Below are 25,319 nucleotides of genomic sequence, written 5' to 3'. Positions count from 1 at the left end.
AATTATCATCAACAGTTCACCTATTCACGATCTCGGTGCCTGGGCATCGAGGTGCATGAAAGCTTCCTTGGCATCCTGCAGGGGAGGCAATTGACCGACAGAGGTCAGGCCAAATGCATTTAAAAATTGTGGCGTTGTGACTAACAACGCGGGTCTTCCAGGGAGTTCCCGGAAACCGGATTCCTTAATCCAGTTCCAGTCAAACAACGTTCTGAGAATCTGACTGTTGTTTGATACTCCGCGAATCTGTTCAATATCTGCTCGGGTCACCGGTTGATGGTAAGCAATCACAGCCAGTGTTTCGAGTAAAGACGGGGATAAACGGGTTGGTCGTTCCGGCCAGGCCTGTGCAATCAGGGTACGATATTTGGCCCGTACCTGAAAACGGAAACCTTGAGCAGTTTCAACCAGTTCAATAGACCGGCCATGTTGCAGCATGGCCAGTTGTTGTAAAAAGACTTTTAATTCTGCCTTACTATAGCGTGCCTGAAATGCTTCTTTCAGACGTGCCAGCGATACCGGTGCATCACTGGCAAAAATAATGGCTTCTAGCTGCATCAGCACTTCATGATGCTGTTCATCACTGGACATGTTAAGGGTTTGCTCTGACATTAGGCCTGTGCTCCCTGAATGGCCAGCGGTGCTTCGACACCACTGGCAACAATTGCCACTTTTTGCTGACGGGTCAGTTCCAGAATCGCCATAAAGGTCACGACCATGCCCATACGGCCCTGGCTCGGCTTGAGCAGCTCGGCAAACGCTAGCACTTCACCGCTTTGCAGCTTTGCTTCAATATAGGCAATCCGTTCTTCCAGTAACACCGGTTCCTGCTGAATTTGGTGAATCACTGGTTCGGGGCGGTTAAATACACAAAATAGCGCATCACGTAACAGGCTGGCCTCATGACCCTCATTGCTATACGCCACTTGGCCCAGACTGACATGGGTATTAAAGGTATCACGCTCTAACACCGGCATTTGCCCCAGACGTTCAGCCGCCTGTTTAATACGTAAATAATTTTCCAGCCGGTCAATCAGTTCCTGCTTTGGATCTTTTTCCAGCTCGCTGATGGCTTTGGGTTTCGGCAGCAGCAAACGCGATTTTAAATCGGCCAGCAGGGCAGCCATCACCATATAATCTGCGGTCAGCTCAATATTCAGGGATTTCATCGCATCCATATAAGCCAAATACTGAGAGGCAATCGGTGCGATATCAACCTGTAGCAGGTCAAAGCCGTTTTTTTGAATCAGGTAAATCAGAAAGTCGAGCGGGCCTTCGAAATGCTCTAACAGGATTTCAAATGCTGCAGGAGGAATATATAAATCCTCAGGAATCGTCTCTTGCCACTCATCCAAAACGCGGATGTGCGGGACTTGGTCCATAGCAGGATGCACAGATTGATTCATTACAGTTTTAGGCCACGCGAATTTTCAAAGGCATGAAAAGAGCTTTACATTCGATCTCACATCGAAAAGAAAGCATGGAGTTAATTGCGCGTAGTTTAATGGAAATTGACCATGAAATAAATTACTCAAATGACTAAAAGCGAAAAAAAGCAAAAGTAGATGGCAATTCTGCAGCGAAAAAGCAGGAAAAATCACGTTCAATACAGTAGAAGATATGGCCTAAAAGCGCATACAGATAAGGGTTTTAGCAAGAAAAACTCACCTCAGATCAAGCACGTGATAAAGCGGACTGCTCAAGCTGTTCTAGCAGTTGCTGACACCTTTCGCGGCTGCACAGGTTCTGGCGGCCTAATCTTAAGGACAAGATATAAGCCTCTTCAACACTCGACAACAGATGATATGCCTGCTGTCCGATAGAGAGCACGGCAGCCGGGTTGGGTATTGCATCCAGCAGTAGAACTTCAGCTTCCAGAGACCAGGGCTGAGTCGTATAGATTAGCTGGCTTTTGGGAAACTCGCGAAGGTTGAGCAACAGATAAAATAAATCCATACCGTTTCCTCCTGAGGTGGCGCTGAGCGCTGTTATTCAAACGCGCTCACATCACCAATACCACGGCGGATAATTTCCGGCTGATCACCAGATAAATCGACAATACTGGTGGTGGTTAAAGTCCCCAGGCCACTATCAATAAACACATCAATACGTTTACCAAGTTGCATTTCAATATCATAAGGATCATCCAGTGGATCATCCTGCCCCGGTAAAATCAGGGTGGAGGTCAAGAGCGGTTCATCCAGCTCTTTCAGTAACATTTGGCAAACCGGATTGCTCGGAATACGCAGGCCAATGGTTTTCTTTTTCGGGTGCATCAGACGGCGCGGCACTTCACTGGTGGCCGGTAAAATAAAAGTGGTTACTGCCGGGGTATTGTTTTTTAGCAGGCGATACATGGCATTATCGACCTTGGCATAAGTGGCAATATCGGACAGGTCACAACATAAAATTGCATATTGATGTTTAGGGCCAAGACCACGAATCTGGGCAATCCGTTCCATGGCTGCTTTATTCCCAATCTGGCAGCCAATCGCATAGGCTGCATCGGTAGGATAGACCACCACATCGCCGGCACGAATCCGTTCTACTGCCTGACTAATTAAACGGGGCTGAGGATTTTCAGGATGAACTCTTAAATGCAGCATATTCTTTTCTCCTGATCTGATGATGATTCGCTTTTCAGACCATTGTACAAAGCTCTGTATATCCAGAGCGTTGATTTATGTAATTTAATCAAGCATTTCTCTTGCAAATTCATCGCTATGTAAGCTTTTGCCATGCCGGGTACATAAACAGATACAGTCAATAAAGCGTTTGGCATCGCGTGGCAGTTTGGCTTCATCACGAAAATAACGCTGTACCTGGGCATAAACATTGTCTTTAAAGCAGGCACCATCGCCGCCTTCACCGGTCAGGTTATCTAAAGAAACCCGGAATTTGCGACCAAACGCAGTTGCAAACATCCATTCAATGGCCTGAGGTTTGATTTCCACTTGTTCAAAAAGTGCTTGTTGTTCTTTGGTGCGACCATCCGGAGCATACCAGTAGCCTAAATCGGGCTGTTTACGGCGTTCCTCACCGGCAATGGTCCAGTGACTGATTTCATGCAGGGCACTGTTAAAGAAACCATGCGCAAACTGGATGCGAGCAGGGGTGTCTGCGGTGGCGGGAAAATACTCCGGTTCAAAATCACCACGCACCAGGTTGACATTGTGGTGGGAAAACCAGTGATTAAAGTGTAAGATGAGCCAATCGACGTATTCTGATTCTGTCGATAATTTCAACCAGTCCGAGAGTTGCACTTGGTCAGGTGAAATGTCAGAATCGAGCGTTGAAAGTGTGCTAACGAGTGATGAAACATTCACTTCTGTTTGCGGCTGCAACAGATGCATGACTTAATTTACCCAATTGGTCTGTCTAAATAAGTACAAAATTGTATCTTAATCTTTGACAGAGTACTGATGAATTTGTAGAATTGCCGCCTTAATTATGTCAGCAAATACCTTTCCGGCACAGATTGAGCCGTTTAAATGGGCTGAACAGGGCTTTACATGGTCAGGTACCCTGCCATTGTCTCGCTTTGCTCGTATTGCTCGTGAAGCTGTTGGATCAATTGATGATCAATTGATTAACATAGACTGTAAGCTATCAATGGATGCCTATCATCGCATTGCATGGCTAGATGGTCACGTTGAAACACAAGTTCCAATGGAATGCCAGCGTTGTCTGGAAACCGTTGAGATTGAACTCGTTTCAGATTTTCATCTTGCCCTTGTGGATGACGAATCACTGATAGAGCGCTTGGATGAGGATGCTGATTTCATCGTCTTAGGTGAAAGTGAAGCAACGACGAAAGGTTCATATGATGCACCTGCCACCGCTGATTTACTGGCACTCATAGAAGATGAATTGTTATTGTTGATGCCGTTGTCTCCTAAGCATGATGTTTGTGAGCATAAGCACCAACCCGCTCAAGAAGAAGTTGTTGAAGAAAAACGGGACAATCCGTTTGAAGTTTTGGCAGCTTTGAAGGGTAAACTTAACTAATTTTTGTGTTATACTCATACGTATAAGACAATCGAATTTGTTCTGATCCATTTTTTCGATATTTGTAAGGAGCCATCATGGCCGTTCAGCAAAACCGTAAAAGTCGCTCTCGCCGTGACATGCGCCGTTCACATGACGCTTTAACTGAGAATGCATTAACTGTAGACCAAGCTACTGGTGAAACTCATCGTCGTCACCACGTATCTAAAGATGGTATCTACCGTGGTCGTCAATTATTCGCTAAAGCATCTGCTGAATAATTAATGATGTATTAAGCGTCAAGCTTGATAGAAAAATGGGAGCGTTAAGCTCCCTTTTTTGTTGTTTTTCGCAATTACTTCGCCCGAAAAATAGTGTTAAATTTTCGCACCAACGATCAGCTTACATAAAAAAGAACTGTTGAAGGGGCGTACCCTGTTTAAAACAGCTCTACACGAAAGGATTTTTATATGTCTGCTACACGATTCGAGCAAGCGACAAAAACTGCATTTGTGTTTCCAGGACAAGGTTCACAAAAAGTCGGCATGCTGGCAGAACTTGCAGAACAGTTTGCTGGTGTGCGTGAAACTTTTGCGGAGGCATCGGCCGCAATCGGTTTTGATTTATGGCACATTGCGCAAAGTGGTGAAGGTTTAGATCAAACAGAATTTACCCAGCCGGTTTTATTGACCGCCAGTATTGCATTATGGCGTGTCTGGCTGGAGCTGGGTGGTGTAGCACCCAAATATCTGGCTGGCCACTCTCTGGGCGAATACAGCGCGCTGGTAGCGGCTGGTGCGTTATCACTGGGTGATGCCGTGAAGCTGGTCAATCTGCGTGGCAAACTCATGCAGTCGGCTGTGCCACAAGGCCAGGGTGCTATGGCGGCCATTTTGGGTCTGGGAGATGCCAAAGTGATTGAACTGTGTGCGCAAGCTACCGCACAAGGCACCGGTTCAGTTGAAGCAGCCAACTACAATGCCCAAGGTCAGGTGGTAGTTGCTGGTGATAAAGCAGCGGTAGATGCAGTCATCGCACTCGCCAAAGAAAATTCAGCCAAAGCTATTGCGCTTCCGGTGTCAGTGCCATCGCACTGTTCACTGATGAAACCGGCTGCAGAACAGTTCGCACAAGCTTTGGAACAAACTGCCATTGAGCTACCAAGCATTCCTGTAATACAAAATGTGGGCGCAGCTGTAGCAACTGATGTTGCTCAATTGCGTCAGGCTTTGACTGCTCAATTGTATCAGTCTGTGCAATGGACAAACACCATGCAGTACCTGCAAGACCAGGGCATTCAGTACATTGTTGAATGTGGTCCAGGAAACGTATTGGCGAACCTTGCAAAACGCTTACCTCACATAGAAAAAGCATTCCCGATTGACAGTAACAGTCGTCTGGAGGATGCCTTAAATGCCATTTTAGTGGCTGAAGGGAAAATTGCATGACACAAGAACGCAAAGTCGCATTGGTGACAGGTGCAAGCCGAGGGATTGGTGCAGCCATCGCTCAGCAGCTTATTCAAGACGGTTATTTTGTGGTTGGGACAGCAACTTCTGAAGCGGGTGCAGAAAAACTGAGCACAGGCTTTGGTGAACAGGGTGCAGGTAAAGTCCTGGATGTACGTAATGGCGAGGCAATTGAGGCGCTCATTTCGGACATCGAACAAAACTATGGTCCGGTACTGGTCTTGGTGAACAACGCCGGTATTACCAAAGATAATTTGTTACTGCGTATGTCTGAAGATGACTGGGATGATATTCTCAACATCCATCTGAAAGCCGTTTACCGTTTGTCTAAACGTGTACTGAAAGGCATGACCAAAGCGCGTTTCGGTCGCATTATTAATATTAGTTCAGTGGTGGCACACTTTGCCAATCCGGGACAGGCCAACTACTCTGCGGCCAAAGCAGGGATTGAGGCATTTAGCCGCAGCCTGGCCAAGGAAATGGGCAGCCGTCAAATTACGGTCAACTCTGTTGCACCCGGTTTTATTGCAACAGAAATGACCGAACAGTTAAGTGAAGAAATTCGCAAAAAAATGAGTGAGCAAGTGGCATTAAACCGTTTAGGTGATCCACAAGATATCGCCAATGCAGTGAGTTTCTTGGCTTCTGATAAAGCAAGTTACATCACTGGTACAGTGTTACATGTAAATGGTGGTTTATACATGAATTAAGCTCATGTATAAACTTTCAAAAACTTATAGATTCAATTAAACTAACGGCATTAAAAACGCCACAAGCAATGAGGAGAATTCCTGTGAGCGATATCGAACAACGCGTTAAACAAGCGGTTGCTGAACAACTTGGTCTTAAAGCTGAAGAGATTAAAAACGAAGCATCTTTCATGGATGACTTAGGTGCAGACTCTCTGGACCTGGTTGAACTTGTAATGTCTTTCGAAAATGATTTCGACATCACAATTCCTGATGAAGATTCAAACGAAATTACAACTGTTCAATCTGCAATTGACTATGTGACTAAAAAACTTGGTTAATTAAAGATTTTTAGCAGATGCTAAGAAAAGCCACCCTTTTGGGTGGTTTTTTTATGGCCGGCCGAAATTACATAAGCTTACTTTTATCTAACCAAGCGCAACGCTCTCCTGTGTATTTTTTCGTTATAAAAAGAAAGCACGCAATTCCAAATGATTGATAAAAATCAATTGCATCAAATAAAAGCTGGAGAATAACAATGGGACTTTTTGATTTTGTAAAAGGTATTGGTAAGAAAAACACTGCCCCGGCAGAGCAACAACCGGCAGCACCGGCGGCGCCAGCAGAACCGTCTGCACAGGAAATGGCCAATAAATTATTGGGACATATTAAATCTTTAGGCTTACCAATTAAGGGCCTTTCTGTGAACTACAATGGCAAGACCGATTTAGCCACGATTAAAGGACAGGTACAAAGCCAGGCTGATCGTGAGAAAATTGTACTGGCGGTGGGAAATATTGATCATGTCGCGCAAGTGGATGATCAGATGACTGTGGCAACGCCAGAACCAGAAAGTAAATTCTATACAGTTAAATCAGGCGATACCCTGTCTAAAATCTCAAAAGAATTTTATGGTGATGCTAATCAGTATAATAAAATCTTTGAAGCCAACCGTCCTTTGTTAAAAGATGCGGATGATATTTTCCCTGGACAGGTGTTACGTATTCCGGCTTAAAGATTCAGAATTTTTATAAAAAGACGCGTATCGCATCTTTTTTGTATTCAAGAGGGTGCGAATTTATATTTTTTATTCGCAGATGAATTCAGCTTATTTATAGTGCTGAAAAAATTAAACCCTCTTCGGAGGGTTTAATCATAAACTTTTACCAGCTCAACGCACCGCCCGTCTGATAATCCGTTACACGCGTCTCGAAGAAATTCTTCTCTTTACGCAGGTCCATCATCTCAGACATCCAGGCAAACGGGTTGGTCACACCGCTAAACTGCTCAGGTAAGCCCAACTGGCTTAAACGGCGGTTACAGATGAACTTCAGATATTCTTCCATCATGCCAGCGTTCATGCCCAATACGCCACGTGGCATGGTATCACGTGCATATTCAATCTCAAGCATGGTGCCTTCAAGAATCATTTGAATCACTTCTTGCTGGAACTCGGCGGTCCACAGGTGCGGGTTCTCGATCTTGATCTGGTTGATCATGTCGATACCGAAGTTCAAGTGCATTGATTCATCACGCAAGATGTACTGGAACTGTTCCGCCACACCATTCATCTTGTTACGACGGCCCATTGACAGGATTTGCGTGAAACCGCAGTAGAAGAAAATACCTTCAAGTACGCAGTAGAATGCAATCAGGTTACGCAGCAAAATCTGGTCGTTTTCAGGCGTACCGGTTTTGAAGGTTGGGTCGCTTAAAGACTGGGTGTATTTCAAGCCCCAAGCTGCTTTACGTGCGACTGATGGTACTTCACGGTACATGTTGAAGACTTCGCCTTCATCCATGCCCAAAGATTCGATACAGTACTGATACGCATGCGTATGAATCGCTTCTTCAAACGATTGACGCAAGATGTACTGACGGCATTCCGGGTTAGTGATGTGACGGTAGATCGCCAGAACCAGGTTATTGGCCACCAGTGAGTCAGCAGTCGAGAAAAAGCCCAGTGAACGCATCACGATGGTACGTTCATCTTCAGTCAAGCCATTTTCAGACTTCCACAACGCGATATCGTGGTTCATGTTGATTTCTTGTGGCATCCAGTGGTTGGCACAACCATCCAGATATTTTTGCCAAGCCCATTCGTATTTGAACGGCACCAGCTGGTTTAAGTCAGCGCGGCAGTTGATCATACGTTTGTCATCAACCTGTACGCGTCCTGCACCCATTTCCAGCTCTTCCAGGCCAGGCGCCACGTCAAGCTGTTCTAGGGAAGCAGATGCTCTTGCCAGCGAATCGGTTGAATTTGCTGATCCGCTTCGAGGGGTTGCAGCGGGTTGTGCAGCTGCCACATGCGTCTGTGGTTGCTCTGCAGCAGGTACCACTTGCGGATTAGCCGCTTTTTGCGGTTCGACGGGCGTAGGCTGGTGTTCAGGAGCAGCCGGTTTTTGCGAATCATCTTCGAAATCGTCCCAACTTAGGATAGACATATCAATTCTCTCTTCGTTGCTTTATATCTTTTATTGGACATCTCACGACGAAGGGGAGATGTCTTACTATACGCTTAATTTGTGAAAGCAAAATTAAGTTTTGCCGATGCTTGTTCTAAAAATGTACGTAGAACACGATCCTCAAGACTTATTTTGCTTTCGCTTCTGTTTGCGAATGGCCAAAAAGGCATAGACCATCGGCGTGTAAAAGAAAATAAAGGAAAAGACCAGAACCGCGAGTCCTAACATATAGTTATGAGTCATATGAGGCATGGTCTTTTCCTGTGTTATTTTCAAATACTTTAAAATCCTCCCCAAACCCCTCCTTTAATAAAGAAAGGCCTTCCCGCGTATCAAATCTGATCTTGGGAAGTCCCCCTTTGGAAAAGGGGGATTTAGGGGGATTGAAAATATAATTCAACATTACATTTCTTTCTTAGCAGTAACTACCTCAGTATTTACTTGCTCTTCATTATCTGAGCTATGGAGATTGGAAGCTTGTCCAACAGGACTACCTGTTAGTAGATACATAACTAGTAATACTCGATATATCAATCTTTCAGCTTCTTCAAAAACCACACGTACTTTCTTTCGAAAATCTTTTAACTTCTTCGGCATGTTCACTCCTAACGGAATCAAGCATAACGAATTAGCAAAAGTGAGTTCTTATGCTAACCACTCATAAGAATCAACCATTGCTAATTCGCAATGAAGAGATAAATCTCGGTTGATTCCTAATCTGGCTAACTTATTGACATTCTGCTTATGTTAAAAATGTATACATTGGATAAATTTCCTAAATTACAATTAGATACAATAGTATCTACACTAAAAATAGTGAAAAAATGTATACATTTTTTCATGCCAATAAGTGAAGAAACTTTCTTTAATTAAAAAGCACCTTCTACCAACAAGCTTCAGTATCTTGTTTGGAACTAAATAGTGGTTCCATTGCATTGATTATATAGAACACATCATATGGTGTATAGGGTCTTGAAAAAAACTATATATTGTGTTGGTCGATAAATTACACTTTGAGAAAACAATTAAATAACTTGGGCAATGTAGAGTTTTAAACAACTTTCATATAGTAAGAAAGATACGGTGCTCAAATTGTGTCATCTCAAATAATGTATACGAATTGAAAAAACAATAAAAGTAGTAAAGTAATTAAAAAAAGCGATTGATTAAGAAATTTATAGCAATAAAAAAGGACATATTGTATGGGTTGATATGTCCTTAATTAGAATAATGATTTATTGGACACTATAGACCTCTTGCGAAAGTATCGTTTTACCAAATTTTTGAATTGGCTAAAACCTTATAAAATGTAGCTTTGGGCTGTTTAAATTTTGACTAACGCAAGAAGTCTTATGTATGCATCCTAAGCAAAATCGTCAGCTTAATTATTTTTACGATTGAAGCATAACAGTAGGTATATATTGCCTATCTATCCAATCATAAAGTTGAATATCACAAATCCCATTCAAACGATGTCCCAAGACCATCGCAAATACTGAGGGGGCTTTAATAAAGAGATGCAACTTGGACAATTGATTGTTGGATTTGAAAGAAACTAGAGCTGATTTAGTCTCTCTAACTGCAAGATTCAGAGTTTCAATGCTATCAATCACATTGGTGCTTTCTAAATTCAATCTAGGTAATCCTTTTACGTCAAGACTAGCAGATTCGATATCGTTACCTATAGCGGTAGGGAATCCAATAGTAATAATCGCTTCAGTTTTGCCTTGTTGTTCAAAAGGCTCTATTTTAGTAAAAAAATTTCCTTCATGATGCTGATGATTATTAGTGCGGTAAGAAGTACCGTTATGTTTTCTCCTCAAATTAGAATTCGTGTAAAGAAAATGATCTCAATTGCAAATTTGTTCCGCTTAAAGGAAATAAACGAAGCTGAAGCTTTAGATTCTCTTCTTTCAACGATAGATGGATTTAAGAAGTTCACATAAAACCAATCAGCCTTTGTTCTTCAGCTCAGATATGCGAGCGGGAAACGCCCAAAGCTTCTGATGAATAGCCACCGATTTTGTAGACACCATTTAGTTAGATAATGGCAGAGGACTTTTACAAGTTGGCTGCCTATAATGGATGCTTAACCTCTACTTTTAACTTCGGTTATTTATGGGAGGATTACCCAATTACACCTAAATACTTACTACTTCGATTATTAAATGCATTTAAAGTTCCTTCCAAAATATTAACAGCATGTTGATTTAACTCGTAACTTTCAATAGAACCAGATTTATAATGGATGGAGTAATTATTTTCCCTATCAAAATTAGTATAAATAATTTGCTCTGCATCACATACTATTGCTAGATTAGGGTTATGAGTAACCATAATAATTTGTCTAGTCTTTTTAGCTTCATTAAGAATAGGAACTAACGAGTTTACAACAGTATCGTTATCAAGGTTTTCTTCAGGCTGATCTAGAATGATAGGTGTTTTATCTTTATCTACCAATAAATAGAATATCAATAGCAATGCACCACGTTGTCCAGGAGATAACTTTTCAACTTCTACATTTTGAAAACGTAATGAGTATTTAGATTTAATAAAGTCTAATCCGTATATAAAATTATAAACATCTTTCGGAGTAATATTTTTTTTCACCATCTCAGAGATACCAATCTCCTCATTAGCTTCATTTAATTTATCAATAAGCTGTTCTATAAAATCAATGACTCCTTCCAGTTTTTCTAAATCTTTATCTTGAGATAATTCTTCTAAAGTATGTTTAATCCTATCTGGCGTAAAATCCAATCTACGTTGCAGAATATGAGAAGTTAAATTCTCAAGAAACTCTTCAAAAGAAAAATTTAATTTAGATACAAACTCGAACTTATTCTTTGTATTTATAAAATTATTTTTTTCAATTGATTTCTGAACAGGCTCATAAAGCGACTCTCTTAGTAACTTCTTTGACTCTAAGATTTTATATATTGAGCTTGCGATATTTTTACGCTCATTTTTTTTCTCTGCTAGTTGATTAGGCAAATTATTAAATATTGTAATTTGATGCTGTATCCCATGAAGTGAATCAGGTATAAGTTCATCACCTTCTAACTGTTTTTTCTTCACTTCCCAAGTTTTAAGCACCTCAAGGTAGCTATTATATTTCTTGAATGGCTCTGATAATTCACTATTTATTCTCTGGATAGTTTCATTACACTTCTTAATCGAGGACTCCAATGTACTAATTTCTTTTAATTTGTTAGGGATTTCTTTTTCTAATTCAGCTTTCATACCTAATACTCTTTCCAAATTTGTACTGAACTGAATGATGTTATTTTCAATTCCAAGATTTTCTAAATCTTTACTTATATCCTCATTAAAATCCTCAATATATTTTATTAAAGCATCATTTTTTTCTATTATCTTATTCGTAATTAATATTTTTGCTTGGCTTTCTTTGATATTATCTTTCAAAGTATCAATTTTTTTTGAGAATCCAAGTACTTTTGAATTGACAGATTCCATCTGAATTTTTAAAGCTGATTGCTCTGGAGTTAAGTTTTCACTAGGGCATGGAACTTCAACAGGCTTAATAGATTCATGATCTTGAAGTTCTTGTAGCTTCAATAATCTTTTGTTTTCCAAAAGTTTTCTTACCTTTGGCTGTGATTGAGCTTCGTACGCTTCAATTTCTGAATTTAATTTGTTTAATTTGGCTTTCAATAAAAATAATTGATCATTTAATGAACTTTCTTTTAATTTGATTAATTCTTCAAGATCCGAGCAACCATTTTTTTCTTCCTCTGTTAAATAAGAGAATATAACGGAATTCAATTCTTGTTGAAATTCATTATCTCCATTATCAGGATTACATAGTTTTTCAAAATAAGCTTGAGGTATGTAACGTACTCTTTCAGTACTTTCATGATCAATACTAGCATCTAAAGTTTTTGTATCTTTAGTACCGTTCAACCAAGTTAATGTAGCTTCAAAATCTGATGCAAAACCACCTTTGCCTTTAAATCGTCCTTCTTTAAGGAAGGAAAAGTAATTACTGCTAGATTTAGAGTTCCCTAATAACGAAATAATATCAGCAAGAGCACTTTTTCCACTTCCTTTTTTACCTATTATCGCCACTAAATCATGGCTTAAATTTAATTTAGTTCCATCAATCCACTTGTGATTACACACAGCTGTAGGTTTTTTTACAACTTCAATTTGATCAATAAAGTAACTACCTTTTCCTTTTTTTAACGATTCTTTTTCAGGGACTTCCCCCACATAAATACGATTTTGAGGCTCTAAGGTAGCTTGGATTAGACCAGTAAATGTTGGATCAGCTTTAATCCATGTAAAACAGTTTCCAATTCTATCTTTATCTGATGTTTTTTCTGAAAAATTATGAGCATCACTACAGTCAAGTAATAAATCATTGACGCCATGATCTTGTAATTTCTGCTTAGCTTTATCAAAAGCTTCATAAGATTCTGCTGAAGTGAAAACGATATTTGCCTGATTAATTAGATGTTTTTTGACAGCTATCGAAGCATCAGTCCACTTGAGCTCATCCCATTCTGTTTTTCCAATAGCAATTAAATATTTCCCTTTAAAACAACTTTTATCAAGTACCTCAAGAATTGACTCCGAATGTAAGTTTAAATTATTAAATCCTTCAATTAGATCTGACCCATATTTATGTAATTCTTCATGAGGAACTGATGACTTAATTTGTCGACCCAAATCTTCGACTGATTCTTTTGTAATACTTTGGTGCCATGGTTTTTGTTCTTTTTCTAAAATATATTTCGCTTGTAAGCTATTTAAAAATTGAGATTTTATTTGATCTAAAGGTAAATTTTGTTCATCTGAGAAGATGACATGTAAATTTATGCGATTAAGCTTTTTAAACTCTACACCTGCAAACTCATGTAATCTAAATTCAACTACTGGCAAAATTAAATCAATATTTTTTAGTCTTCCTGAATTTTTTTCTTTTAAAACACGTTCATATCCATCAATAAAGAAATAGTCATTAATACCTATAACTTTAAACTCTTCGGGTAAATTTTCTAAATCCGTTATAAATTTTTCCCAAGTTGCCTCATTATTACCACCATATTTTTGATCAAGAGAAGCAGGCGTGTGTATATGTAAATCCCATTTACGCCATTCTGATCCTTTATTAAACATATTTCCCCCTAAAAAAATAATTAATACAAATTTAAATCTATGCTACTGCTTTATTAAACGCTTCAACCACATTTAAAATATTATCAGCATCACCACCAGTAAACACACCATCAATCCCCTCAAAATGGATTTGACTAAAAGGTGGCTCGTAAAGCTGCTCTGGCTGTAGTGTTCCCCGAATGGTTAAGTGTTCAATGACCATTTCAACAAAACGAATCTGTTTTTCATTATAGGTTGTACCTTGCAAATACTTAGAGAAAGCCGCCTGTACAGCTTGGCGATCCAGTCCAACCAATGAACGAATAAATAATGGTAAACTTTGCTCTGTTCCGAAGCATTCTTCAAACTTTTCTTTGCTTTCAACTTCTTGAGCTTCAAAAACAAATCGCTCAAGCTCTTTTAAATCGGTTGGGGTTAAAGCTAAACCTCGTTTTAATTTGGCAATGGTAATGTGGTTTTCATTAGCTTTAATAAAACTCTCCACACGCTTGCGGTATTGCGCAATATTTACCCCACTTGAAACCACTGGAATATCAACTTCAGTTGCTTCACCGATTTCATCATCTAACATGGAATACACAATCGTAGAGGTTGTTTTTTCAATGAGTTTAACCAAGCCACGGATACGTTTACGCATCGACTCAAGCATAGGGACTGTAATTCCTTCCCAATAGGCTTCAGTTTGTATGTCCTGAATTAACTTAATCTGTGCTGCGACAACAGGAATATTCTCTTTGCTTTCCAGTTTAGAAGCGATTTCAATCACTTTATTCGCATAGGCAAGTACCGCTTTGGCATCCTTATTCAACACAGCAAGTTCAATGTTGTAGCACAACATATCAAACAGCTTGGCTTCTAGTGTTTCTGCTTCTAGTTCATTTGGAAGTTTAGAAATATGTTCTCGCAACGTACCAATAGCAAGATCATCTAAATTGTTCCATGCCTCATCTTTTTGGAATTGCTCAACATACTCAAGCTCATCACGAACAATAAAATTATCTTTGTTCATTGATTTCACTTCAGTTTGTAGGCTTTGTTGTATGTCTTGACGGACGGCTGCCAATTCTTCAGTTTGATAGTCTTGAGCATTCAACAAACTCAAAAGATTTAAACGTGCCTTAAATAGTCGTTGCCCCAAGGGTTCAGCAGTAGATACAGGCGCACCATCAGGATTTTCGTTGAAATACTCAAAGTTTGAGCAGTAATCAAAAATATAGAATTCTTTTTTGTCCATTCCTGGGGCAAAGAGGTCTTTGCAAAGCCGTGTACCACGACCAATCATCTGCATAAACTTCACTTTTGAGCGTACAGCTTTGAAAAAGACGAGGTTGACCACTTCAGGCACATCAATGCCTGTATCGAGCATATCGACAGAAATAGCAATTTGTGGATCAGCCAGCTCTTTTTTACTAAAACTATCAATCAGGCTTTGTGCGTACTTGGTTGAATGCGTGATCACACGGGCGAACTTACCATCATATTGCGGATAGTTTTTGTCAAAGCGTTCTGCAATGAAATTGGCGTGGTTCTGATTGACTGCAAAGATGATGGTTTTACCCAACATATCTCCACCTTCAACCTTGATGCCATTTTCCATCAAGTGCTGCAGCATTTTGTCTACTGTGCCTGTATTAAACAGTTCCTTATTAATTTTTGATGCATTTACTTCTTCAGGTGCGTCATCACCGCCCCAATCCAGCTCATTCCAGTGTTCTTTTTCTTCTTCGGACAACTCATTAAATTTCACACCTTCACGCATGAACTTTAAGGGGACTGAAAAGGCTTTAGGTGGAACTAAATAACCATCGGCAATGGCTTGGTCTAAATCGTAATAATCTGTTGGAACACCACTTTCCAAACCAAAGAGTGCATAAGTATCACGGTCTACTTCATCGCGTGGGGTAGCAGTTAAACCAACCAATAAGCTATCAAAGTATTTAAAAATCTCACCGAATTTTTGGTACACACTACGATGGGCTTCATCGACAATAATCATGTCAAACATGCCTGTACCGTATTTACGTGTGCCGTCTGCATTCACTTCATCAATCAGTCCCATCATGGTTTGATAGGTAGATAAATACACCCGTCCATTTTGATTTTTACTGTCTACTAAATTAACAGGTGCAGAGTCAGGTAAATTGGCTTTAAAGGCATTGGTGGCTTGTACGACTAATGAGGTACGGTCAGCGAGGAATAAAACCTTCTGAATAGCATTGGCTTTCATCAGTACATCAACCAACGCAATTGCGGTACGGGTTTTACCTGTACCAGTTGCCATGATCAGTAAACCTGCACGTTCTTTACGCTGAAATGCGGCTAAAATCGCTTTGATGGCACGGGTTTGATAATAACGCTCAACGATTTCCGCATTGATCGGAAAGCTACCCAAATCTGGATTATTTTTGCGTCTTTCAATTAGGCGTTTTAGTTCAGTTTGCGTGTAAAAACCATGTACCAAACGAGGTGGGCCACCTTGCACATCATTCCAGATACGGGTTTTATAACCGTTGGTGTAGAACATCACAGGACGTTGACCTGTTTGCTGTTCTAGACAATCTGCATAGAGTTTTGCCTGTTGTTGTCCCACTTCAGGATCAACCGATGTACGTTTAGCCTCTACCAAGGCTAAAGGCAAGCCATTGGCATCATACAGTACATAATCGACAGCACCTTTACCTGATGGGCTTGGCATACCTGTAACTGGAACTTCCTCTCTTGCAGTTACACCAATTTCCCAACCTGCTTCTTCTAGTAAAAGATCAATTTTTAGTTTACGAGTTTCGTCTTCTTTGTAGTCGGTATGATCAGGAATCTGACTATTGGCAAGTTTAGCCTGTTCAACTTCAGCACGTTTTTGAGCAAGTTCAGCGTCAATATTGGCAAGTAGTTTTTCGCGCTCTTCCAAACTTGCCGATAATTCAAACAGCTGTTGTTCACGTTCACGCAAGGCTTTGTGTTGTTCTGCAAATGCTTTTTCTTTGGCTTCAACTTCTTTTTGCAGTTGTTCCTGATTCGCTGCCATTTGCTGTGTTTGGTCAGCATTTGGAATCAGTCTAGGATTGAATAAAATGGTCTGAGAGCGATCTTTTGATGGTGAGCCATAATTACGTTCAAACCAGACATAGATCAGGAACAGATGGCTAATGTGTTTAACTGTTTCTTCAGTCGTCAGTTGTTTGAATTTTTTACCGTGTACCGCACTGTTACCCACCATGCGGATGTTATCCATTTTGTCCCAAATGTAGGGTGGGATAATTTCCTTGAATTTTACATCGGTGATGAGGTTATAGAGCGATGGGTCATAAGGCTGAGTGAGTTTTTTATCGTATTGATATAACCAAAGAACAAGGTTTTCCAGCGATGTTCTTGCTGCAGCAATGGCAAATTGTGGGGAAATATACACAAGCTTTTCAGCTTCTTTTGCAGTGAGTGCTAGCTTGCTAAACTCAGGCTCTAAAAACTGAAAGTTGCTCATGTATATACCCTCAAAATATTTTATAAATTTCCGCTAAATGCTTGGTTTTGTAATGATATAAATAACTGATTTTGTACATCTAGTTGTTTATAAAGCTTTTGTTTTTGATCTTCAATGCTTAAAGCAATTTTAGACCATTTTTCCTGTAACTCTTTTGGTGGAACAGGAACTTCAATGATACTTAGCTTTCCAAGATATAATCCTGCCTGTGCAGCTGTATTTCTGCTATTTAAAATCTTTTGTTGCATATAATCTGAAGCAAGGAGATGTAATAAATATTGCGAAATTACAGAATTATTATCAGGTTTTAAGAGCGCAACACTTCTTGCAAGAGAAAACTCTTCCATATCAGGAACAAGACATAGTTTACCTATTGTTGCTCCGACACATACAATCATTAGATCGCCAAATTCAGGTGAACATCTTTTATAAATTCGTTGGTGATCTTCTTCACTAATGTATGAAACTTCAGTTATATCTAAAGTCATATTTTTAGTGATGTTTCTTGCCATTAAATAAAGTTTTCCTGATTCTAAACGTTCAACAGTTCCATGCTCACCATCAGTAATTTTAGTACAAACTTGTTTTAAGGATTTAATTGGAAATCGATTTTGGTATGTATTAGGATCGCCAAACATATCAATAAACGTGGCTTGTAAAAGCTGATCTAACTTTTCAATCGCTTGCTGACGTTTTTGGCGTAACTCGTCCGCTTGATCTAAAATAGAGGTAATTCGGCGTTGTTCTTCAAGTGGTGGGAGTGGGATTTCTAATTCTTTGAGAAATTTAAAATGTCTACTATATCCAGCATCAGGAATTTTGGCATATCTTAAATAATGATATAAATATTTGGGATCACAGTCATCTTTAGGCTTCAAGACTTTGACACCATCTGCTCCCATTGCAAATGGAAAATCTACAAATTTAATAGCTTTCGTATGATCACCAAAAATTACTACAGGTAAATCAGTACTTTTTACCAAGTACTCTTGATCATTTATGTAACCTGCAATAAATTTTTTACCTTGATCAACAACAGGGTATTGCCCATCAAGCAAAAAAAGTTCTTGGGGAAGCTTTTTATTTCCACCTGATTTATCTTGAACAATATCAGTAAATTTTTTTAATCGTAATGTCACTTAAGCATCTCCTTAAGCGTAACCATTCCTTTTAAAATATCCTGCTCAAGTACTTCTAAATCCGCCAAAATTTTACTTGGTGCTTCATATTCCACTTGCTCATACACCACTTCTTTATAACGGTTAATCGACAAGTCGTAACCATTGGCAGCAATATCGGCTTTATCCACCAAAAAACTTTGCTCAGTCGCTTTACGATCTGCTTCAGCATCCAAATTTTTAAAACGGGCAAGAATGTCAGGAATATTATTATTTTCGTGTTTAGAGGCATCTAGCTCATTACGCTTATCATCTAGCGAATAACCATCTGCCTGCATATCGTAGAACCAGACTTTATCTGTACCACCAGATTCAGTTTTGGTGAAAATCATAATTGCAGTAGAAACACCTGCATACGGCTTGAACACACCAGAAGGCATAGAAATAATCGCCTCAAGCTTTTGTTCTTCTACAATCTTTTTACGTAAATCCTTATGTGCTTTAGATGAGCCGAATAACACCCCATCAGGCACAATAATTGCTGCACGACCACCTGTTTTCAGCAAACGTAAGAACAATGCTAAAAATAGCAATTCAGTCTTTTTGGTTTTAACAATCGCCTGAATATTTTTAGCACAGCTTTCATAATCCAAACTGCCTGCAAATGGAGGATTGGCAAGAATCAAACTAAACTGACTTTCAATATGTGAATGTGCTTCGCTTAAAGAATCACGGTTTTCAATACTTGGATTTTCAACACCGTGCAGCATCATATTCATAGAACCAATACGAAGCATGGTGCTATCAAAGTCATAGCCAAAGAAAGTTTCTTCACTAAAACGCTTTGCTGCTTCAGGTGATGCAAAAATTTCTGTGCTGTGATGTTCATTTAAGTATTCACTTGCAGCAACGAGGAAGCCTGCTGTACCACAAGCAGGGTCGCAAATGGTATCGGTTGGTTTTGGCTGCATCAACTCCACAATCATCTTGATGATATGGCGAGGTGTACGGAATTGACCGTTCTGACCTGCAGATGCAATTTTACCAAGCATGTACTCGTAAATATCACCCTTAGTATCTTTATCATCCATCGGCACTTCAGCCAAGAGATCGACCACTTTCGTTAAAAGTGCAGGTGTAGGAATAGTGAAACGGGCATCCTTCATGTGATGGCTGTATGTGGTGTCATCTTCATTGCCAAGATTTTTAATAAACGGAAAAACTTCATTGGCAATAATATTGTAAAGCTGAGTAGGATCACCCAAGGTAGTGAACTTTGACCAACGCAGATGATCTTGCTCTGGTTTGAACACTGGTTTTTCTATTGTTATTTTTAGACGATTGGCTTTGCGCTCTTTTGTAATCTGAATTTCATCAAGTCGGCGAATGAATAACAAATAGGTCATCTGCTCCATCACTTCGAGTGGGTTAGAAATACCCCCACTCCAAAATGCATTCCAGATTTGGTCAATTTTGCTTTTAATTTCGCCTGTAATCACACTGATGACTCTCAAATTTCTTTGAGGATATTGTGGTAGATATTAATAGAAAAAGCTATTGTAATTAAACGGGATGCGACATGGTTTGGCGTGAGAAAAGTTAAGGCAATAACTCTTTAGCATCAATCTGAAGTACAGAAGCAAGCTCATAGAGTTTTAAGACAGTGATGTTTACTTCACCACGTTCAATACGACCTAAATAACTACGATCAATTCCACATTGTAATGCTAATGCTTCTTGGGTAATTTTTCTCTCCACTCTTTTTTTTCGTAATAATCGACCAATTTCAGTAGATAATTCTGACATTTGAAAAATTTCTCAAAAAACAGAAATATCACCAATTGAGGATTAAACATCCACGGCTTATAATCCTCATTTTCATTATGAAAGAGGTCTAAAATGTTGAAATTGAATATTCCCTTAGCCGAAGATTTCGTTGAAATAATAAAAAACAATGAAATTAAAAATTGGGAATCAAAATGCTTTTGGTTAATTATTAAACAATCAGATCGACCACGCATTTTAAGTATGAAGAGATTACGTGAGCGCATGTACACAGCAATTCAAGTATTACTGAAAAATGATTTTTTGGTAGCACAAAGATCACTATGTAATAAAAGATTATATTTATATAGTGAAACGCCAAAATTAAAAGAACTGCGAAAAAAACTGATTGATATTGATGAAAACAACCCACTATTTACCCAAAAAAACACTATAAACAAAGAGTTAAGCTTTCTAAAAAATCAGGTAGATTTTATTAATGAATTGGCAGTTTCTTACCCTGAATTTTGTGATTCAATTCAAAAATATAAAGAAGAAATTGATTATCAGATTAATTTTTGTGAAGTAAAGATTAAAACAATAAATAACATTATAAAAATATATAATGGATGATTATAAAAACCATTATACATAATATTAATATAATAAAAACAATAACTTACAATAAAAAAGTGATTGATTAATCCTGAAAAATATTCTATTTTTTCGTCAACATCATTCAAAATTCACCCGATATGATCAAATCGATTCAGCAAGTTAGAGAAGAGTTTTCAGCAAATGGAATTTCCATTGCTGAATGGGCAAGAGATAATCATTTTTCTCCAGACCTAGTTTATCGAATTTTAAAGAACAATAGAGTTCCGAAACGCGGTGAAAGCCATAAAATTGCAGTGAAATTGGGTATTAAGGAGCAAAAAAATATGAATTAATTTTAACTTTTAATTATTCTTTTTTAGTGCAGAAAGTATAAAGACCCATGCTGTAACATGAGCCTTTATGGATTTGTCTTTTACTTGAAGGTGCAAGACAAATCAATTCTAAAAGACATTGATGCTTTTATCAATGTTTAGGGTGCTTTCTGCTTTTAATTTTTACTTGATTTTCATTTAAGTGAATTAATATGTGCAGTGTAAAAGTAGTTGCAAAAGTTGTAGATGATGATTCAGGTATTCGTACAGAAATACCAATATTACTTGATCATAATAAAGAACCAATAAAGCCTATAGTTCGATTTCAGACTTACTGCAAAAAAGTGAATTTAAAGTTTAATTATTAACGAAAATTTTTCGTAGAATTGGTTGGTATTGGTCTATCTAGTTCCTCTAGAGTGATTCCCTTATTTGCAGCATTTGTAGCCCAAACAACAAATTTTTCGTTGAGTAGGTTATTGTCATTTTCTAATCTGTTTATGGTTGCTTCTAATTTTTTAATTTTTTCTAAAGCTACTTGTAGTCCCTGATTACTGAAATTGCTATTCCCATCTCTGTCAGGATTTTCTGTCCATCTTCTTTTATCCCAACTATCTTTGAACCTCGGATGTCTAAGTAAAGCCGCTTTTGTATACTTATGGCCAAGATCTATTTCAAGCATGGCTAAAAATCGGGGCCAGGTCAGTTTTCCAGTCCATCCATCAAGTAACTTTAAAGCAATATCAATTCTTTCTTTAGTTAAACGAGGTGCAGTAGTCATATGATATTTTGATCCTGGGAGATAATTTTAAAATTAGGATTTTAATTTTGCTCTAACGTTCTTACTGCGAAAGCTAAACCAACTTTAGTTTGATGATAGTCTGATGAATCTGCTAGGGTGAACATAGTGTTATTTGGCACACTATCATCCTCCAAAAATGCTTTAATTTTCTGCCAACGCTCTAGTTTAGGTTCATTGACATCAATCCATCTTCTTGCACCTGTATGCCCATCTTGTTCAGCTTCTTTTGCATCAAGTAAGGCTTTTTCAAGTATTTGTACTTGATAAGATGCCTCTCTTCTATGTTTCTCATTACCTTTCATAACGGAAAATTCACCGCAATTTCCACAGTCTTTATCTTTAGGACAGGGGGTGAGAGAATAGTCATGCCGACAGATACCATACTGAGTTATGTGAATTGATCCTAATTCTATTTTTAGGGCTTCCTCGTAACTAATAGAGTTTATTTTGGCAATAGCTTGTGCTTTTTCTTCTAAGCTCCCTGTTTGCTTGATCGCCTCAACCTGATTCTCCAGATCTGTAAAAGCTTCAATAATCGCTTCTTGAGATAAATGATTATAAACATCATTTTGCTTAACACTTTTTCTTCCTGACCAAAATGCAATGAGTTCCTGAGAGAGTGCTTTTGCTTGTGCTAGGGTATTAAGCAAGTGTCTAAATTGGTGTGATGTAACATACATCGGTTTTTCATTAGGAAATTTCTTATCATTTCTACTGAAGATTGTGCGACCGTCAGGGTTGCTTCCTAGTTGTTTATTAATCCTATCAATATCCATGGATTCAGGTACATTCAGAAGTGAATCAGCGGTGGGGCTTAAGATATTTTTAGGTAAAACAAATAATGACTCATGCCAATATTGCTGTGATCTGCCATCAAATATCGGGAATGTTTGAGGTAGTTTGCTAATTATAAAGTGTTCTATTTCATCAAAACTATAAAGATTTATCCAAGGACTTTTTACAAACATTCTACTTTTATCAGTAGTCCGTCCTATTGGTTTAGAAAATCCATATCTATAAGCATGACATGCTTTAATGGTATTTTCCTTTCCTAGAATTTTGGCAACCTCCCATAAAGTAATTGACTGATTTCTTAAATGTTCAAGATGAGGCGGAAGGTATAATTTATTTGGATTGTCTTTATACCATCGCGCAGCTTCGCGAGCAGGTTTGCCAATTTCAATTAAGTAATTCACAGCATCAGTAGCTAATTCTTCGTATTCTTTATTTACAGCAAATTTGGTTAATGGATCTCCACCTTTCAATGGACGCCATTTTAAACCCATAATTTCTATATCACCTTGAGAAGCCTTTGTGATGCAATCTATGGATAGGGATAATATTTCCGAGCCTCGACTTGGGGCAAACATTGCTAAAGCGACAAAGCAGGTTACTATTTTATCTGGGATATGGTTACTTGAATGATGGATTTCAGCGAGTGCCAAAATTTCCTCTAAATGAGGTATTTTTGATTTACTGCCTTCAGTATGATCTTTCTGTGTACGATCACTCCTTGCAGGTGCTGTATATGTAATTGTTGTAGACCAATTATAGATCTTTGTATTTATCTGTTTTTTTACAACAATATTATTAATAATCGATTCTAAATTTTTTGCAAAAACCCATGGATCTTTATATTTAGAGCGTAGATAAGATTCTGCCAAGTTTAAAGTATCACTATTTATTTCACTTACACATACAGGATTATTTTGTTCTATTAAGGCAAATTCTAAAGCTTGAATAGCATAAATAATTCGTTTGTATTCGTATAGTTTTTTTTCTCGCATAATTTGGCAAAATACTGCTTTAGCAAAATCAATTAGTGGCTCTGACATGGAAATGTTGATTTCATTTTTAGATGTTGCGTGGTCAGTGACAGAGCGGAAATAAACTTTCTTTGATTTATTATCGTGAATTTTATCTTTTAAAAAACTTGTAATATCCCAAATGTTATCATTCCAGTCATTGTTAGGAAATATAAAGTTTTTTTTGTTTGTTGAAATAAAAAACTCTAAATTTTTTTGAGACTCTGTGTCCTGAGCAGACTTAAAATTTATAACAGTTGTCATTATTTATATCCCGCTTCTACTAGATTAATAATATCTTTAACAGCCTTGATAGCTTGTATATTGATTTCCTTAATTCTTAAGGTCTGCTCTTTGGCTTGGTCTTCGACTAAGTAATCTAAAAGCTTTTCCCATGGTGCATCTATTAATGGCTCAAAATAGGGACACGTTAAACAAGCAATAGGAGCATTTTGATAGCATTTAGCTTGTGTACCACATGAACCGATTGTTTTGCCTGCTAATCTGAAAAAATCAGCAATTGCTGAGTCCTGAAATTTTGCATCATCTAGAGAGGGGATTAATTTTCCCTTGAATGCGTTAGCAAAAAAACTCATCTCTTCATTTAGGGTATCTTGTATTGGCTTTTGTAGCTCTGGCATGGATGCACGGTAGAAACGGATGCAACTTAAAGAACGGTGTGTCAGCAGTCTTGCAACTTCTTGGTCTGAAGCACCACTTGCTAAAGCTCTTGTTGCAAGCGTATACCTGAATCTATATGCATTTACAGGGATTTTTCCTTCTAACCTTGAAGAATAAGTGTTTAGATCTTCGAAAATCTGTGTAGTTTTATTACTAATTTCGGTTGGATTTAGTTTGAAGAAATTTGAATTTTCATCAGAGGAGGAATACTGCTCTAGATATTTAATTATACAGTCAGCTAAAATTGTTGGTGCTTTCCTAAGAAAATAACCTTGCTCGATTATTCCTTCTCCTTTGGCGAGAGGCATTTTAATCATTACATCTTTATCAATAACTTGTATGTCCTCAAATTTTAAGCGTGATAGTTGGACTGGTCGTGCTCCTGTTGCGATCATGAACCAGCCTAGTGTGTAATCTTTTAAGCTGATAGTATTTTTACTGAATGCTAAGTTGAATTTTGAATGTATGCTTTCTAACTCTTGTAAGGTAAACGCACCTTTTTCTGGATCATTTACTATTAGTTTAAAATAAGCAGGATTTTTTTCTTCCCATTTAATTGTATTTTCTAAAAAATCTTTGAATTCAGTATCTATTAAATTGGGATAATATTTTGATAAACGTCTAAGTATCGGCGTTATAAAAGCAGGATAACTGGGATTAATCATCTGAAGTGATTGTAAGGATGAAAAACCTAATATTTCATGATTAACATTAATATCAATATTTATCCAATCTTCAAATGCATATAGAATAGTTGAAACATATTTTATTGAGTGAGTTGATAATAGATCTGTAATAATATTTGATAAAGCATGATGAACTGTTGATTTTTTAGAAAATATACCAAAATTCAACTTGATTATAAGTTTATCATGATTTTCTAGTTCATAATTAGAAAATAGTTTTGTATTTACTTGTCTTCCATCAAGTAGTATTACAGTTCGTTCTGTAATTGGATTTTCTTTTTCAATGAGATTGTTTTGCATA

24 protein-coding genes and 1 pseudogene are annotated in these 25,319 nt (G+C 38.2%); 8 read left to right on the top strand and 17 right to left on the bottom strand.

Annotated features, from left to right (window positions below; genetic code table 11):
- Window positions 1–24: 24 nt before the first annotated feature.
- From scpB to FTU55_RS05570, 5 genes are all read right to left on the bottom strand, one after another.
- Window positions 25–591 carry an SMC-Scp complex subunit ScpB gene (gene scpB, locus FTU55_RS05590; RefSeq protein WP_370459243.1) on the bottom strand — a complete coding sequence of 189 codons (567 nt, stop codon included), beginning with the start codon at window positions 589–591 and terminating at the stop codon, window positions 25–27.
- A 20-nt stretch (window positions 592–611) separates the two neighbouring features.
- A complete protein-coding gene (locus tag FTU55_RS05585; protein ID WP_016659867.1) occupies window positions 612–1,406 on the bottom strand; it encodes a ScpA family protein in 795 nt (264 codons plus the stop codon).
- 268 nt (window positions 1,407–1,674) lie between these two features.
- Complete coding sequence (locus FTU55_RS05580; protein WP_180046426.1) at window positions 1,675–1,956, bottom strand: hypothetical protein; 282 nt, start codon at window positions 1,954–1,956, stop codon at window positions 1,675–1,677.
- A gap of 32 nt (window positions 1,957–1,988) precedes the next feature.
- Window positions 1,989–2,606: an L-threonylcarbamoyladenylate synthase gene (locus tag FTU55_RS05575; RefSeq protein WP_016659869.1), complete on the bottom strand. Its 618-nt coding sequence runs from the start codon at window positions 2,604–2,606 to the stop codon at window positions 1,989–1,991.
- 84 nt (window positions 2,607–2,690) lie between these two features.
- The gene (locus tag FTU55_RS05570; RefSeq protein WP_180046424.1) at window positions 2,691–3,353 is read right to left on the bottom strand and encodes an elongation factor P hydroxylase; all 663 of its coding nucleotides are present in this window, start codon (window positions 3,351–3,353) and stop codon (window positions 2,691–2,693) included.
- A 97-nt stretch (window positions 3,354–3,450) separates the two neighbouring features.
- Between FTU55_RS05570 and FTU55_RS05565 the strand changes: the two genes are divergently transcribed.
- The 6 genes from FTU55_RS05565 to lysM all read left to right on the top strand — a co-directional run bounded on the left by FTU55_RS05565 (window position 3,451) and on the right by lysM (window position 7,160).
- On the top strand, window positions 3,451–4,008 hold the full coding sequence (locus FTU55_RS05565) for a DUF177 domain-containing protein (RefSeq protein WP_168391218.1): 558 nt from the start codon (window positions 3,451–3,453) through the stop codon (window positions 4,006–4,008).
- Between the two features lie 77 nt (window positions 4,009–4,085).
- Window positions 4,086–4,268: a 50S ribosomal protein L32 gene (gene rpmF / locus FTU55_RS05560; RefSeq protein WP_004279227.1), complete on the top strand. Its 183-nt coding sequence runs from the start codon at window positions 4,086–4,088 to the stop codon at window positions 4,266–4,268.
- A 189-nt stretch (window positions 4,269–4,457) separates the two neighbouring features.
- Window positions 4,458–5,435 (top strand): ACP S-malonyltransferase, encoded by a 978-nt coding sequence (gene fabD, locus FTU55_RS05555; protein ID WP_163142659.1) that lies wholly within the window; start codon window positions 4,458–4,460, stop codon window positions 5,433–5,435.
- Window positions 5,432–6,166, top strand: coding sequence for a 3-oxoacyl-ACP reductase FabG (gene fabG, locus FTU55_RS05550; RefSeq protein ID WP_168391219.1), 735 nt, complete (start codon window positions 5,432–5,434; stop codon window positions 6,164–6,166). The genes fabD and fabG overlap by 4 nt, the downstream gene beginning before the upstream one ends.
- A gap of 83 nt (window positions 6,167–6,249) precedes the next feature.
- Window positions 6,250–6,486, top strand: a complete 237-nt coding sequence (gene acpP / locus FTU55_RS05545) for an acyl carrier protein (protein ID WP_001279871.1) — start codon at window positions 6,250–6,252, stop codon at window positions 6,484–6,486.
- 197 nt (window positions 6,487–6,683) lie between these two features.
- Complete coding sequence (gene lysM, locus FTU55_RS05540; protein WP_180046423.1) at window positions 6,684–7,160, top strand: peptidoglycan-binding protein LysM; 477 nt, start codon at window positions 6,684–6,686, stop codon at window positions 7,158–7,160.
- A 148-nt stretch (window positions 7,161–7,308) separates the two neighbouring features.
- Here the strand turns inward: lysM and FTU55_RS05535 are convergent, their stop codons facing one another.
- The 9 genes and pseudogenes from FTU55_RS05535 to FTU55_RS05500 form a co-directional block, all read right to left on the bottom strand.
- Window positions 7,309–8,592, bottom strand: a complete 1,284-nt coding sequence (locus tag FTU55_RS05535) for a ribonucleotide-diphosphate reductase subunit beta (protein WP_005175999.1) — start codon at window positions 8,590–8,592, stop codon at window positions 7,309–7,311.
- A gap of 141 nt (window positions 8,593–8,733) precedes the next feature.
- Window positions 8,734–8,865: a preprotein translocase subunit YajC gene (locus FTU55_RS15120; protein WP_081407111.1), complete on the bottom strand. Its 132-nt coding sequence runs from the start codon at window positions 8,863–8,865 to the stop codon at window positions 8,734–8,736.
- A 150-nt stretch (window positions 8,866–9,015) separates the two neighbouring features.
- Entirely contained in the window at window positions 9,016–9,210 is a 195-nt protein-coding gene (locus FTU55_RS05530) for a hypothetical protein (protein WP_168416552.1), read from the bottom strand.
- A 794-nt stretch (window positions 9,211–10,004) separates the two neighbouring features.
- A pseudogene (locus FTU55_RS05525) lies at window positions 10,005–10,430 on the bottom strand (SAVED domain-containing protein); the annotation flags it as partial.
- Window positions 10,431–10,740: 310 nt separating this feature from the next.
- Window positions 10,741–13,755, bottom strand: coding sequence for a TrlF family AAA-like ATPase (locus FTU55_RS05520; protein WP_179990863.1), 3,015 nt, complete (start codon window positions 13,753–13,755; stop codon window positions 10,741–10,743).
- 37 nt (window positions 13,756–13,792) lie between these two features.
- Window positions 13,793–17,233, bottom strand: coding sequence for a DEAD/DEAH box helicase family protein (locus tag FTU55_RS05515; protein WP_180046421.1), 3,441 nt, complete (start codon window positions 17,231–17,233; stop codon window positions 13,793–13,795).
- Window positions 17,234–17,253: 20 nt separating this feature from the next.
- Entirely contained in the window at window positions 17,254–18,372 is a 1,119-nt protein-coding gene (locus tag FTU55_RS15290) for a restriction endonuclease subunit S (protein ID WP_179990865.1), read from the bottom strand.
- Entirely contained in the window at window positions 18,369–19,850 is a 1,482-nt protein-coding gene (locus tag FTU55_RS05505) for a class I SAM-dependent DNA methyltransferase (RefSeq protein WP_179990866.1), read from the bottom strand. The genes FTU55_RS15290 and FTU55_RS05505 overlap by 4 nt, the downstream gene beginning before the upstream one ends.
- A gap of 100 nt (window positions 19,851–19,950) precedes the next feature.
- Complete coding sequence (locus tag FTU55_RS05500) at window positions 19,951–20,157, bottom strand: helix-turn-helix domain-containing protein (RefSeq protein ID WP_180046419.1); 207 nt, start codon at window positions 20,155–20,157, stop codon at window positions 19,951–19,953.
- 93 nt (window positions 20,158–20,250) lie between these two features.
- On the opposite strand from FTU55_RS05500, the gene FTU55_RS05495 reads away from it, so the two are divergent.
- Together FTU55_RS05495 and FTU55_RS05490 are read left to right on the top strand one after the other, a co-directional pair.
- Window positions 20,251–20,748 (top strand): hypothetical protein, encoded by a 498-nt coding sequence (locus FTU55_RS05495; protein WP_180046417.1) that lies wholly within the window; start codon window positions 20,251–20,253, stop codon window positions 20,746–20,748.
- 122 nt (window positions 20,749–20,870) lie between these two features.
- Window positions 20,871–21,065 carry a DNA-binding protein gene (locus FTU55_RS05490; RefSeq protein WP_179996868.1) on the top strand — a complete coding sequence of 65 codons (195 nt, stop codon included), beginning with the start codon at window positions 20,871–20,873 and terminating at the stop codon, window positions 21,063–21,065.
- Window positions 21,066–21,408: 343 nt separating this feature from the next.
- On the opposite strand, the gene FTU55_RS05485 is transcribed toward FTU55_RS05490, so the two are convergent.
- Genes FTU55_RS05485 through FTU55_RS05475 form a run of 3 tightly spaced genes read right to left on the bottom strand, consistent with a single transcriptional unit; the run spans window position 21,409 to window position 25,318 of the window.
- Window positions 21,409–21,825, bottom strand: coding sequence for a hypothetical protein (locus FTU55_RS05485; protein ID WP_179990870.1), 417 nt, complete (start codon window positions 21,823–21,825; stop codon window positions 21,409–21,411).
- A gap of 41 nt (window positions 21,826–21,866) precedes the next feature.
- Window positions 21,867–23,915, bottom strand: coding sequence for a hypothetical protein (locus FTU55_RS05480; protein ID WP_180046415.1), 2,049 nt, complete (start codon window positions 23,913–23,915; stop codon window positions 21,867–21,869).
- The gene (locus tag FTU55_RS05475) at window positions 23,915–25,318 is read right to left on the bottom strand and encodes a tyrosine-type recombinase/integrase (RefSeq protein WP_180046413.1); all 1,404 of its coding nucleotides are present in this window, start codon (window positions 25,316–25,318) and stop codon (window positions 23,915–23,917) included. Before FTU55_RS05475 ends, FTU55_RS05480 begins: the two co-directional genes overlap by 1 nt.
- Window position 25,319 lies beyond the last annotated feature (1 nt).

Source organism: Acinetobacter sp. YH12117 (assembly GCF_013418865.1).
Lineage (GTDB): Bacteria > Pseudomonadota > Gammaproteobacteria > Pseudomonadales > Moraxellaceae > Acinetobacter > Acinetobacter indicus.
Note: the sequence above shows the minus strand (reverse complement) of the source record. Positions and strands in the feature narration are given on the sequence as shown.